At 52.5% G+C, this 13,356-nt stretch carries 12 protein-coding genes; 4 read left to right on the top strand and 8 right to left on the bottom strand.

Features of this window, described 5'->3' with window-relative positions:
* The first annotated feature begins 111 nt into the window (after window positions 1-111).
* Complete coding sequence (locus ACGK9W_RS21290) at window positions 112-945, top strand: outer membrane protein assembly factor BamD (protein ID WP_008170703.1); 834 nt, start codon at window positions 112-114, stop codon at window positions 943-945.
* A gap of 60 nt (window positions 946-1,005) precedes the next feature.
* On the opposite strand, the gene ACGK9W_RS21285 is transcribed toward ACGK9W_RS21290, so the two are convergent.
* On the bottom strand, window positions 1,006-2,676 hold the full coding sequence (locus ACGK9W_RS21285; RefSeq protein WP_008170705.1) for an NAD+ synthase: 1,671 nt from the start codon (window positions 2,674-2,676) through the stop codon (window positions 1,006-1,008).
* 93 nt (window positions 2,677-2,769) lie between these two features.
* On the opposite strand from ACGK9W_RS21285, the gene ACGK9W_RS21280 reads away from it, so the two are divergent.
* The 3 genes from ACGK9W_RS21280 to ACGK9W_RS21270 all read left to right on the top strand — a co-directional run bounded on the left by ACGK9W_RS21280 (window position 2,770) and on the right by ACGK9W_RS21270 (window position 6,529).
* A complete protein-coding gene (locus tag ACGK9W_RS21280; protein ID WP_008170707.1) occupies window positions 2,770-4,425 on the top strand; it encodes a PAS domain-containing sensor histidine kinase in 1,656 nt (551 codons plus the stop codon).
* A 56-nt stretch (window positions 4,426-4,481) separates the two neighbouring features.
* Window positions 4,482-5,873, top strand: a complete 1,392-nt coding sequence (locus tag ACGK9W_RS21275; protein WP_008170709.1) for a sigma-54 dependent transcriptional regulator — start codon at window positions 4,482-4,484, stop codon at window positions 5,871-5,873.
* A 95-nt stretch (window positions 5,874-5,968) separates the two neighbouring features.
* Window positions 5,969-6,529, top strand: a complete 561-nt coding sequence (locus ACGK9W_RS21270; protein ID WP_081467505.1) for a GspH/FimT family pseudopilin — start codon at window positions 5,969-5,971, stop codon at window positions 6,527-6,529.
* Window position 6,530: 1 nt separating this feature from the next.
* Here the strand turns inward: ACGK9W_RS21270 and ACGK9W_RS21265 are convergent, their stop codons facing one another.
* The 7 genes from ACGK9W_RS21265 to ACGK9W_RS21235 are packed head-to-tail and all read right to left on the bottom strand — an operon-like array spanning window position 6,531 to window position 13,214.
* The gene (locus ACGK9W_RS21265; RefSeq protein ID WP_008170711.1) at window positions 6,531-6,986 is read right to left on the bottom strand and encodes a type IV pilin protein; all 456 of its coding nucleotides are present in this window, start codon (window positions 6,984-6,986) and stop codon (window positions 6,531-6,533) included.
* Entirely contained in the window at window positions 6,983-7,309 is a 327-nt protein-coding gene (locus ACGK9W_RS21260; protein WP_139043660.1) for a hypothetical protein, read from the bottom strand. Before ACGK9W_RS21260 ends, ACGK9W_RS21265 begins: the two co-directional genes overlap by 4 nt.
* A 41-nt stretch (window positions 7,310-7,350) precedes the next feature.
* Complete coding sequence (locus tag ACGK9W_RS21255) at window positions 7,351-10,707, bottom strand: pilus assembly protein (RefSeq protein ID WP_008170716.1); 3,357 nt, start codon at window positions 10,705-10,707, stop codon at window positions 7,351-7,353.
* On the bottom strand, window positions 10,704-11,276 hold the full coding sequence (locus ACGK9W_RS21250; protein ID WP_008170718.1) for a PilX N-terminal domain-containing pilus assembly protein: 573 nt from the start codon (window positions 11,274-11,276) through the stop codon (window positions 10,704-10,706). Before ACGK9W_RS21250 ends, ACGK9W_RS21255 begins: the two co-directional genes overlap by 4 nt.
* Window positions 11,277-11,286: 10 nt before the next feature.
* A complete protein-coding gene (locus ACGK9W_RS21245) occupies window positions 11,287-12,339 on the bottom strand; it encodes a PilW family protein (RefSeq protein WP_008170720.1) in 1,053 nt (350 codons plus the stop codon).
* Window positions 12,340-12,342: 3 nt separating this feature from the next.
* Entirely contained in the window at window positions 12,343-12,693 is a 351-nt protein-coding gene (gene pilV, locus ACGK9W_RS21240) for a type IV pilus modification protein PilV (protein WP_008170721.1), read from the bottom strand.
* 44 nt (window positions 12,694-12,737) lie between these two features.
* Window positions 12,738-13,214 carry a GspH/FimT family pseudopilin gene (locus ACGK9W_RS21235; RefSeq protein WP_081467503.1) on the bottom strand — a complete coding sequence of 159 codons (477 nt, stop codon included), beginning with the start codon at window positions 13,212-13,214 and terminating at the stop codon, window positions 12,738-12,740.
* Window positions 13,215-13,356: the final 142 nt, after the last annotated feature.

Here is a 13,356-nt window from a genome sequence, read left to right as displayed (position 1 = left end):
TTACGTTTCGGTCAGATTATTGGAAACAGCGAGGCATTGCTCTGCACATGGAGCCACTTCCCCGCTACAATGACTGCCCTTGAATTAATCGACATTATACGGGATTCCGGAATGAGATCAGGTCTTCGTTTGCTGTTACTTTCCACACTGGTTGTTCTGGTCAGTGCCTGCGCCTCCAACAAGCAGGAGGAAGTACTTCCGGAGAAGACCTACTATGAGAATGCACGCCAGGCCATGACCTCCGGGAATTTCAACGAGGCAGAGGAGAACCTGGATGCCCTGGAAACCTACTATCCCTTCGGTCGCTACGCCGAACAGGCCCAGCTTGATCTGATTTATGCCCGCTACCAGAACCTGGACCTGGAAGGTTCCCGCGCAGCTGCCGACCGTTTTTTGCGTCTGAACCCGCAAAGTGACCACGGGGATTATGCGCTCTATATGCGTGGCCTCGCCTCCTACAACCTGGATATCGGCCTTGCTGCCCGTTACTTTCCGATCGACGTTGCGGCCCGGGATCCAGGCGAGCAGCTGCAGTCTTTCCGGGATTTTTCGGAACTGCTGAGCCGCTACCCGGAAAGCCAGTACGTCGCAGATGCCCGACAGCGAATGATCGCAGTGCGCAATCGCATGGCTGAGCTGGAACTTTACGCTGCCCGCTATTACGTCAAACGCCAGGCCTATGTGGCGGCCAACAACCGGGCGCGGTACATCATCGAGAATTATCCGACCGCAACGGTTACTGAAGAGGCTCTGATTATCCTGGCAGAAACCTTTCGCTTCCTGGATCTGAAAAAAGGTTCACAGGACGCAATCGCCATGCTCCGTACCAATTTCCCGGAAAGTGAGGCATTCAATGCCGACGGCGATTTTGAGGTGGATCTGCTGGAGGGTGAAAACCGTTCACTGACGAACGTTGTTACCTTCGGTTTGATGGGCGACGAGTAAGGGCTCAAACAGCTGAATTTGGGGCCAGATGAAAAGTTCATCTGACCCCGAATACTTCAACTATTTGCCACTCTTCCAGCCGTTGGTGATCGGATAACGCCGGTCCTTGCCAAATCCTCGCTCGGTAATTCGAACACCAATCGGCGCCTGCCGACGTTTGTATTCGTTGATATCTACAAGACGAATAACCCGCTCAACGTCGACTCGCTCGAAACCTTCCGCAACGATCGCATCGGCACTGAAATCCCGCTCTACATACAGATTCAAAATCTGATCCAGTACATCGTAACCGGGCAGGCTGTCTTCATCTTTCTGGTCCGGCGCCAGTTCTGCCGATGGCGGCCGGGTGATCACACGCTCGGGGATCACTTCTCCCTCCGAAAGCGTGTTGCGGTATTTGGCCAGGCGGAATACCAGGGTTTTGGGCACATCCTTGAGCACATCAAAGCCGCCAGCCATATCGCCATAAAGCGTTGAATAGCCCACCGCCATCTCGCTCTTGTTACCAGTGGTCAGCACCAGGGAACCAAACTTGTTGGAAAGCGACATCAGCAGAACACCCCGGAGACGCGCCTGCAGGTTTTCCTCGGTTGTATCCGGTTTGGTGCCCTCAAAAGGCGCTGCCAGAGTTTCCATGAAGGCGTCGTACATGGGTTCAATGGAAAACACATCATACTGCACGCCCAGGGCAACGGCTTCAGCCTCGGCATCCTCAAGGCTCATGCTGGAGGTGTAACGGAACGGCATCATCACCGCCCGAACCCGATCCTTGCCCAGTGCATCGACGGCAACCGCCAGAGTCACTGCCGAGTCGATACCGCCTGAAAGCCCTAGAACCACCGATTTGAATCCGTTCTTGTTTACGTAATCCCGTACACCGGTCACCAGGGCGCTGTAGACATTAGCCTCCAATGTCGGCTCTTCCGGCAACGCCTGGGATACCGACTGACAGTGGTGTTCGCACAGAAAGTCGACCGGATATAATCCTTCACCAAACTGAGGGGCCTCTGCAGTCAGCACACCGGAATGGTCAAACACCATGGAGCCACCGTCAAAAACCAGCTCGTCCTGACCGCCCACCAGATTCACATAAACGATACTGACCAGATTCTCCCGGGACTTTCTCTCCAACAGGGCCTTGCGACGTGCCTGCTTGTCGATATCGTAGGGTGACGCATTGAGATTCAGAATCAGACGGGCGCCTGCGGCCGCACAGTCTTCTACCGGGCCCTCCTTCCAGAGATCTTCACACACGGTGATACCTACGGGAACGCCGCGGATATCCAGAGTCAGAACATCCTGGCCTTCGGCAAAGTAACGCTTCTCGTCAAACACCTGGTAGTTGGGCGGGAAGCGCTTGAAATACCGGCCGGTAATTTCGCCACCATCAATCACCACCGCCGCGTTATACAACAGCGGGCCATGACGAAGGGGAGCACCGATAACGATCACCGGGTCCAGCCGTTCCGCCTGCAACCTTTCCAGCGCTTCGTTGACCCGTACCTCCAGGCTCGGGCGCAACAGCAGATCCTCCGGCGGATAGCCGGTCAGGCAAAGCTCCGGGAAAACCACGATGTCTGCCTGATGCTCGGACGATGCCCGGCGGGTAGCCTCCAGGACGAGCTCGGTATTGCCGGGTATGTCTCCCACCAGAAAATCCAGCTGGGCCATCACCACCCGCAGTTTTCTGGCAGACACCCCGGTCGCTGCCTGGTTTCCGGACACGGACATAAATCGGCTCCTGTAACTCATTGCCATGAAAAGGCTATTATAACCCCGCATAGGCGTGGATTTCTTCCGACCAACAGCGGATTCCTGTAAATCATGGCAGCAGATACACCAGCACAGTCGGCCGAAACGCTCGGCCAACCCCCTTCAACACCGTCCGGTGTGCAGCAGGCAAAGCTATTCAGGATCTACAACCACTACCGCCTGGTGGTGAGCCTGATGCTGGTGGCGCTGTTATTCGTGGACCCAGTCAACTTTGACATGCGTTTCCGGCTGCTGGATTACTACCAGGCAGGCGTCTCCGCTTACCTTGGTCTCAATGCCTTCATTGCCCTGCTCCTGGTGGCGGGCTTTCACCCCAGCCAGCGCCACATTACGCTTTCCATCCTGGTGGATATCCTGATCATGCACGGCCTGCTGCTTGCCAGTACAGGCATTACCAACGGCCTGGCCAACCTGGTGATTGTGTCTGTTGCGGCGGGCAATATCCTGACCCCAAGCCGCATGGGCACCTTCTATGCCGCTTTGGCCGCAATCTGCTCCCTGGGGATCTCTGGCTGGGCAGTTCTGGCTCTGGGCGAGTCCGCCGACGATATTGTCCGGGCCGGCTCACTGGGCATCCTTTACTTTGCTGCGGCTTTCGTCCTACAGAGCATTTCCCGCCGGATGATGCGCAGCGAGGCTCTGGCAAGCAGCCGCGCACGCAGTATTGCCGAGCTGGAGAAGATCAACCAGCAGATTATCCAGCGCATGCGTACCGGCATTCTGGTGCTGGACCGTTTCGGCCAGATCCGTCTTGCCAACGCTGCCGCCGAGGAGCTTTTATATGGTGCGCCAAAGACCTCGGTTCCGATTCAGGAGCGCGCAACCGTGTTGCCCAAACCGCTAAAGCAGGGCCTGGACGCATGGCTGAAGGACCCGACCCAGCGCATTGAGCCGTTCCAGCCCTCACCCACATCGCCGCTACTGCAGGCCAATTTCACCCAACTGGATCAGGAACGGGGTGACCAGATCCTCGTGTTCATTGAAGACATGAGCAAAGTCACCCAGCAGGCCCAGCAGATGAAGCTGGCATCGCTGGGCCGACTCACAGCCGGCATTGCTCACGAAATCCGCAATCCGCTGGGCGCAATCAGCCACGCGGCCCAACTTATGGAAGAAGCACCGAACCTGGAAGCCGGCGACCGCCAGATGCTGGCGATCATCCAGCGACACTCCCGCCGGGTGAACGGGATTATCGAAAACGTTCTTGATCTTTCAAGACGCCGGGCCGCCAATGCAGATCTGATCGAAGTCGCACCCTGGCTCCAGGAATTTCGGGAAGATTTCCTGCAAACGCAGGACGAGGACTGCACCACAGCCAACATTGTTCTGAAAATCGATCCGCAACTACCGCCAGCGCGGTTCGACAAAAGCCAGATTGAGCAGGTGATGGTGAACCTTTGCGACAACGGTTTACGCTACAGTCAGCAGCACTCGGGCCAGCAAAAGATCGGAATACACGCCGGGGCAACCGAGGATGGCGAGCGGGCCTATATCGATGTGCGGGACCTGGGCCCCGGCATTGCGCCGGAAAACAGAAACTCAGTGTTCGAACCGTTTTTCACCACAGACAAGACCGGGACCGGGCTCGGGCTTTATCTGGCCAGGGAACTGTGCGAGGCTAATCAGGCGCATCTTTCCCTGGTAGAAGACAACAAGCCCGGCTGCTGTTTTCGCATTACATTTGCTCACCCGAGGCGAATGATCTGAGCCTGCGCCGGCGGATATCGGGCGCTTGAACAACGACATGGAACCGACGACACAAGATGACCACATACACAGCGCTGATTGTTGATGATGAACCGGACATCCGGGAGTTACTCGAGATCACCCTCACCCGGATGGGAATATCAACCCTCACGGCACCCGACCTCACCAGCGCCCGGAAATTGCTGGAACAGAACGCCACCCACCTCTGCCTGACCGACATGAACCTGCCAGACGGTAATGGCATTGAACTGGTCCAGTGGATTCAGAAACACTCTCCGGCCACGCCTGTTGCCTTGATCACAGCGTACGGCAACATGGACACCGCGATTGAATCGCTCAAAGCCGGGGCTTTTGATTTCGTGTCCAAACCGGTGGAGCTGCCCCGACTAAGGGAACTGGTCAATAGCGCCCTCAAGCTATCTGAGCCCAAGGCAGACGCGGAAGATACAGCCGACGAGCCAGGCCTGCTACTCGGCAAATCACCAGAGATTCGAAAACTCCGGAACCAGACCCGAAAACTGGCCCGAAGCCAGGCCCCCGTGTTTATCAGTGGCGAATCTGGCAGTGGTAAAGAGCTGGTGGCCCGAATGATCCACCTCCAGGGACCCCGCCGCGAAGGACCGTTCATCGCGGTTAACTGCGGTGCGATTCCCTCGGAACTGATGGAAAGCGAATTCTTCGGCCACAAGAAAGGCAGCTTTACCGGGGCCGTGGAGAACAAAGACGGCCTGTTCCGCTCTGCCAACGGAGGTACCCTATTCCTTGATGAAGTGGCAGACCTGCCCCTGGCCATGCAGGTGAAACTGCTCCGCGCCATACAGGAAAAAGCCGTTCGGCCCGTCGGGGACACCAAGGAAGTGCCCGTCGACATTCGGGTACTGAGCGCCACCCACAAGAATCTGCCGGAGCTGGTCCAGGAAGGCAGCTTTCGTCAGGATCTTTTCTACCGGATTAACGTGATCGAACTCGCAGTACCACCCCTGAGAGAGCGGCCGGATGATATTTCTCTGCTTTCGAATCACATTCTTGAACGGATTGCGAAAGAGTATGAGTGTGACCCTGCCTCGTTAACGCCAGCGGCCGTGGACAGACTGCGAGGCTATGACTTTCCGGGCAATGTCCGGGAACTGGAAAACGTCTTGGAGCGGGCTTTTACCCTGTGCGACGCCGATCAGATCGATGCTGATGATCTGCATCTGGGGAATGGTGTTCAGCATGCAGCTTCGGCCTCGCAGATCATTGCTGAAGGGCAAGCAAACGGGGAAGATGGCATTGCAGCAGTACCCGATGGTGAAATCGATCTCGAAGGATATCTGGAAGGCATCGAGCGGCAAGCCATTGAGAAGGCGCTTGAGGCAACTCGGTGGAACAAGACGGCGGCAGCGAAACGATTGGGGATTAGCTTTCGAGCATTGCGGTATAGGTTGAAGAAGTTGGGAATGGAATAAAAATGTATTAACCTTCTCTTTGCCGTAAGGACTACGGTAGATAAAACTTAGCTTGACTGCCATCAAGGACTGGATGGCTAGTAGGAGATTCAAGGATGAGAACCACCTCCTCTTCCAAAGGCTTAACTTTGGTGGAATTATTGGTTGTTATATCGCTTTTAGCGCTTTTAGCAACGAAAGCTGTGCCTTCTTTCAATGAACTTATACAAAATAGCCAACGAACAGCTGCCATCTCTGAGCTTCGTCAGTTTCTAGCCTTAGCCAGACGACATTCAGTTATGACAGGGCAGATCGTAACCGTATGCCCTACGGAACCTGACGGTAAGTGCGGCCGAAATTGGAACGGGCCTGTTTCAATGTTTGCAGACCCAGGTAATCAACGGACTCTCCTTCAAGGCACCAAAGTCAATGCGGTTTTGCCTCCCCCTAAATTTGGAAATTTTATCGTGAGGTCACTGTCGAGAAGCTATTTCCAATTCAGACCAGATGGTTTTATATACAGCGATTTGGGAAACATCACCTGGTGCCCAGATTCAGGAGAAGCCTCTCTGGCAGGCCAGCTGATCATAAGCCGGAGTGGACGAATAAGAACCGCCACAGACAGCAACGGAGACGGCGTGGTCGACGACGCGAAGGGAAAGCCCGTGCGCTGCTGAATCACCAGCAGCCCGCAACGGTACTGCCATCTTTCACTGCAGTCTTCGCTCCGGTGTTCGAGATTCTGAGTGTGCCACAATCATCGTTCGCCTGATCACCCGAAGGCGCTGCCTGAAGAGAATAGGTGTTCGCAGTGACCGACCCATTAAAACCTATGGTGTAAAATGCAGTCCCACTCCGAGGAGACTGCGTAAACGGCAGCGTTGGGGCATTTCCGGAAGCATCAAGGTAACTGAAATTTGCGGAGTATTGACGTTCCATCCATTGGGCCAATTCCATTAAATCGGCTTGAGTCGCTGTCCGTCGAGTTTCTCTTACCTGGTTCTGATAGGAAGGATATGCGATCGCTGCAATAATCCCAATGATCGCCACTACGATCATTAACTCGATAAGAGTGAAACCAAGATTTTGCTGTCGGTTGGCGCCCTCTTTAGTTGTACCCAGCGAATGACTCATAGGGTATCCACCTCAATCAGAATCCGTTCCAATTCGCTACCAGACCTCTCATACTTCATTGACTTTAATTTTTGACCTTCACGAAGAATTTCCAACGCAGCTTGACCTGAAATCGATTGCCCGTTCATTATCACTTCCCGCTTAACGAACATTTCCTGGTCGTCGATAACCAACCTACCTTCGGTCGGGTAGATTGAATTGACAATAACCTGCTGCGCCTCCAACGTTGTATTTAAACCAGTTTTTGGCGACGTTTGGGCGATAGCCATGGCTGAGGAAACAGTCATGGCGAGCAAAAAAATCAAACCGAAAGCCTTATTCATGAAAATCCCCTTAGAGTCCAGACCCAAACAAACTATGGCGTTCACTCAACCAACTCATTCCAGCCACGACGACCAGCATTCGTAACTGCGCCACTCAATGGAGGAATTTCTACAACGTCGACAGGTTCGTCACCGTCGCTACCCGGCGTAAATCTGAAATTTCCAAGAATTGTAGACTGGTTTGGCATTGAATTTATCTTGTAGCCTGTCACGATCTGACTGAAGTCAAGAAAAGCTCTGGACTCTGGAGTTCTGCCGTCCAGACCGAACGCAAGAATCCAGCCCGCCCCGCCACCCAAGCAAGGATTTTGGTCCGGAATAATTGTGTTCAAATACAGAAACTCCCCTCTAACCTGCGGGCTAACGACAGCCCTCTCGCCACTAATATCCAAGTCAGCATACCAGCCATTAATCTCGGAAAAATCAAGGGCGTCCCCATTTGAGTAGCGAACCTCTGCGGTCGCCTCCCCCTCCAGAGCAAGGGTAGCCTCGTCAAGAGTTCTAGGCTCGAGTGTTGACCGTGTAAGACCAGCTACACCCTTATCCCATAACCCGTAAACTGACTGTGTATTTGTCGAGGTTACATCGTCACTTTCTAGGTATTGGCCGGTTCCGAAAAATATCAGCAGATTCGGTTCATTACCTGCACGGACTGCGTCTTTGTTTGCAGCCGCCACAGGCGCAGCCGTAATTGGCTGATTGGATGCTGCTGTGAAAAGCGGCTGTGGACCCGAGGCGTTGGAATATGCAGTCCCCCAGGAACCATTTGTGCCATCAGCTACCCAGAGCTTGCCATCAAGATCCCCTGCGTAGATCCGGTCAATCAGATAGTCACCAGTGGTATCGAAAGCACTGAGAGGAGATAGGCCATCACCATCCGAATCGAATTCGACATACCGGACTTCATCGCTCTCCCAAGTTCCATCCATACCCCCCTCGATATCCAACATGAAAAACCCGGTTGAATCTTCGGTAGAGTTGTATCCGTTAGATACGAAGGCGGTCCAGCGAATATCTGAACTTCCCCATTTGGCCATACCGATGATCGGGGCCTGCGTAACATAGCCAAGTTTGTTGTCGTTGCCCGCAGTAAACTCCCAAAGAACTATACTTTCTGCATTCGACTCTGAGAAGCTAGAAGGATCCGTTACATCAAGAGCGAAAATTCCTTTTGCGCCAGCTCTTCCGCCGCCAACAATGACACTTCTCCACGCCGTATCGTTAGTGAGGTTGCCATTTGCTCGCTTTCCTTTGGTATAGATATCCTGCTGCCTGATCTCCAAATCAACGTAGTACCGATGCTGATAGGCAGGGTCCGTGAGAAAATGAAGTCCTGCATTGTCAGCCGTAGAGTTGTAAACAAACTCAGGGATATATGCCAGAACTTCCTGCCCACCGCTCTTCGTCGCCGAGAAACCATGGAGCATTCCATCATTAGAGCCCACGTAAACAACAGGTGAACGATCTTTGTTGGTTTCCGCGAAGTCAGAGAAACGCTCGGAGGATTCGCCAAATGGATCCGAGTCCGGCCAGATAGCGCGTGGAGCACCCACAAACTCGGGGGAGGAATTAACAATGGATCCTAATCGGCTTCCCCGCTTACGAAACTCAGTGGTGTCCTCCAGTGAACGATCGCCGCGAATAAAATTCAACCTTTGCTCTGCCACAGTATCTGTGACGCCACCATAACGGAGGTCGTTTTTCTGGACATCGGTGAGATCATCCCAAAGAAAGGGGCTTGCGCTACCATTACCGTAGGTGATGATCACACGCTCATTGGTGCTGATGTCACGTTCATCCAGTAGGTCTCCAGCGGACCACCCGTTTCCGGCTTCTATCGCATCTTCAATATCGGGCACTACGGGGGTATCTGTTCCTCCAAGCTCAACGGCTTTGAGGTCGCCAGTCCAACCGTTTGGATCAAACTGGGATGAAAATATCAGTGCACCTTCCTGGAAAGAAGAGACATCAAACTCAACAGCCGTTGAAGACCCAGCTTCAGCTGTAATATCGCCTACGGTACCCTTTAGCTCTTTCGCAAAGGTCGAGGGGTTTGACGCACTAAAAAATCCACCTCGAGCGTTAACCGCGGCATGCAACATATCGTTCACTTTGTCTTCGTCAGAGGTTCCGCCCCACCAATTCAAGTATGTTCCATCTTCAATGGCTTTAAATGCAGCGACAGGATCCACCGATCCGGCGACGCCCAAGCCAACGGTATACGTAACCATATGTTGCCAAAAAGCGGGATTTCTCTCAGATACAGGCACATAGTTGTTAATGTCAGTTCTCAGGTCGCGCTTCCAGTAATACATGGCAACGTCTGCAAGGGTTCTGGAATTTCTGCCATCTTTAAACGGATCCACTGCCAAGTATTCGAAAGAATCGCCTCGTTCATTAGTTATCGCAGAGCCATTTACATCATCTGCCTGGTAGACATCAGAACTCGGATCACTACCGTTGTAGTAACCATCAGACATCAGGATGCTGTATGAGAGCCGACACTCTCTGACGGGATTTGTTTCAGAAACTTCTTTGCTCGGATCGTCTGACCAAGCCCTTTCACTTTCCTCAAAATACTGGCCAGCACCTTCGAGAGCGCGCCTCAGAGGGGTGTTACCACTGGCCGGGACATCATATAACCACCCTAAAAAAGCAGATCTTTGGTCATTTGAGTATTCGCGAACACCTGAAACAATTGCCCTGACGTCGGAAGCGTCGTCAATATCATTCTGCCCTCGATTTATTCTTCCCCACCCTAAGCGGAAAGAGGTCGGTAGCTCGAAAAACGCTTCCGCGATTCCGGCGCGCGACATGTACATTCTTGTTGAATAATAGGTAAACCAGTTTGCGAAATTTTGTCTCTCTTCATCAGATTGATCTTTGACAACAACCTTAGTATAGCAAGAGGCTGTTTTCGGGCTCGAAACACAAGCATCGGAGCTTTCATCCAACTGGTAATAAAATGCTGGCTCGTTATATGTATTACGCCAGGTCGGGAAGACATTCTCTAGGTTTGCGTCTCCCGCCGTAGTCATGTTGTCCGCGTAACCATAATAGTATGCCCCAGTAAAAGGACTATTCTGTTTACGCCCGGTTCCATCGGCTTTTCGTGGAGGCAGATATTGCAAATCAGGGTCAAACCATATGGTGTTCACTGCACTTGAAAAATACCAGGGACAATTTGAGGGGTTATTACAAAGATCATTGCCCAACTCATCTGGCATATATTCTCGCTCCATTGAGCCGGAATCATCGATGATGAACATCAAGTTCGGCGCAACAGCACTACCAATAAAAAGCGGCTCTTGAGCAAAATCCGGCCTAGCAGAGTAACCAGCGGTTGGAAGAACGAGAAGCCCAGCCAACGTACCAACAAACCATCTTGAATCAATCATTCGTTTCCTCCTGCCAGCCCACCAGGCTGAAAAATATAGAAGCCTTCCAGCAAGCGTGCGCTGGTCCCAGATGGCCCGGGAGCTCGAACAACGATACGCGCGTAGTCAAACTCGGTTGGTCCTGCCGCACCATACTGGCTCAGATCTCGCGGTAATTGCGCTTCAGCATCCAGAGTGACCTTACCTTTGTAGTCATAGAAATAAAGAGCTGAAATGCCATTTACAGCCGAAGCCTCGATTGCATTTACTGGATCCCCGGTTTCCCCGCTTTTGCTCCATGTCGTTGCTGCGAATGGAGAAGGGGGAGAAGCGCTTGAGCCCGGTGCTGACTCGTAAAACCCGGTTGTTGAGCCGAAATCGTCCAGATCGGCCAAACCATCCAGAGCCGCTTCAGCTTCAACCATTGCCCTTTCAGCTATCTCAAGTGCCAGCATCCCATCTCGCTGAGCTGAGGCCATCCGCTCCTGCATTACGCTGCCCTGCATACCTGAAATTGCCAGCAATGAGAGCACGAGCAGGATTACTAGCGAGACAAGGAGAACGGCACCCTTTTGTGTGTTTTTTGGCATAACATTTACCTCAGATGCGGTTCCGGATCGCGGCAGTGAAGTTAAAAGCTCTGTAGAGCCTGTCGTCTTGCGCAGTCCAGTTTTTTACTCCCGAGCAATCGGTCCAACTGGGGTAACAGAGTCTGGATCTGGTCTGCAAAACCTCATCTTCGCCGCCACGAACAAGCAGACTGACTTCCACAGCGAGCACGCTGTCCCAATCTAATGTTGAATCGCTTGGTAGCTTCCAATCCTGGACTCCAGTTGCAGGCTGCCCCTCACCAAAGCGCAGGCGCATATCAATAACGCCCGAAACAAGCTCAAACGTCGTCCCGTTGCGATCTCTCATAAAGAGGCCAGGCTCTCCTGATGCACCGGTTGCGATAAAGTAAGCCTCAGAGTAGGTCCGAAATACATCCGACCCTTCACCATACACAGCGCTCAAACAGTTCTGCGTGGTAGTGCAACCCGGAGGTGAATTGGCTGAAAAGTCATTCCCAGGCTCACCATTGCCACTATTTGCGACCAATGTAATTGTTGCGCCGCCAGTTCCGCCTTGAACATTAGACAATTCAAAAATATCGCCGTTAATACAGTCAGTTATCAGGATGATATCGCCAGTCTCAAGGTCTCCACGCTCATTTACTGTAAAAGATGCCGAGTTCACCTGAGCCGTTGAAGCAACTGAGGCGCCAGCTCTCCTAACACCCATTGTTACGAAAAAGTCAGTTCCTGCGATAGCGTCAGTTGGTCTCAGCGAACTTTCAGCCGTGATGCCCTGGAACTGGAAATCATGAAGTGCCGGATCATAATCAGAGTCGGAAACATCAAGGTTATTTGTGACCCCCTCTAAAGGGAAACAGCCGTAGAAGCCAGCATTTCGCAGGGCCCTCGAAAGAATATCTGCTCCAAAGCGGCCAGATTCCTGAGCCCGGGCACTTGCCTCCACTACCCGGAAGGACTGGCTGTTCGACGAAAATATCTGAACCAAACCCACTGTCAGAAAGGTGCCCAAAAGTAAGGCAATCATTAACTCGATTAATGAAAGCCCGCTCTGTTTTGATGGTGAGACGTTCAAATTCATTGCTTAAAGACTCGCGTTCATTGTCAGGGTTTGCGTAGCCGAGCCAGAATCACTAAACGGATCCCTCTCGGTCCACTGAACCGTAATCTGAGCCACATCTGCACTTACGGAAATCTGCAGATCACTGTCGGCACCAAGAACCTGCTGCATATTTGCCTCGAGTTGAGCGAGATCTGCTGAATCGAGAACATCTCCACCATTCGCCCTGACTCTGTCTGCAGCTGTTTGCGCATACAACGTTGCCTCCGAACGGAGAGTTGAATTCGCTGTTTGCTGCATAGACAGCAGTTGGACTCCTGCGACACCGAGCAAACCGATTGCCAGCACCAACAATGCGACAAGCACTTCGATCATTGAGAAGCCTGACTCTTTGTGGATTCGTCTCACTGGAGCTACCCTCACGGACATGTAATCGTTGTAGATTGGACCTGACCACCAAGAGTGACAGATACCTGAGTACCACGCTCTCCACTCTCGCCACATACGTTAAAAATCACATTGGAAGTATGTGTCGCCAGCCCATTAGCTCTAAAACCGGGATTTGAGCCAGATGTAAGCGATATATCTACACCGTCGCCCGGGCCTTCCACTTCTCGCAAAGTTTGCAAAGCTCCATTAACGGTAGCCTGAATCAAAACCCCCCCAGAGTAGTCTGAACCGTTTGGCGCCACAGAAACCGTAGTGCCCAATCGAACTGCTTCGGCTCGAGCCATGTTCAAGGCTCCCACCAAATCATTGCTTGACGACGTCAATCTGTTGCTCTCTATGAGCCTGCCAAAGCCCGGAACAGCCACAGTCGCCACGATTGCGATGAGTGTGATCAGAATGAGAAGTTCTATTAACGTAAAGCCAGCTGGCTGTTTGTGAATCAGCATAGTAGTTCCCACTATTCGTTATTCTTAAGGTAACTTGGGTAGGAGAGGCTATCTAGGGTAAGAGCGACGAAAGGAATTAAAGGTAGGATGAACGGTTATCAACTTGAGAAAAGATGACGCAATTCACAATCACGTCATCTTT

The organism is Marinobacter flavimaris (genome assembly GCF_045057155.1).
Classification (GTDB): domain Bacteria; phylum Pseudomonadota; class Gammaproteobacteria; order Pseudomonadales; family Oleiphilaceae; genus Marinobacter; species Marinobacter manganoxydans.
This window is presented reverse-complemented; position numbering and strand designations above follow the sequence as displayed.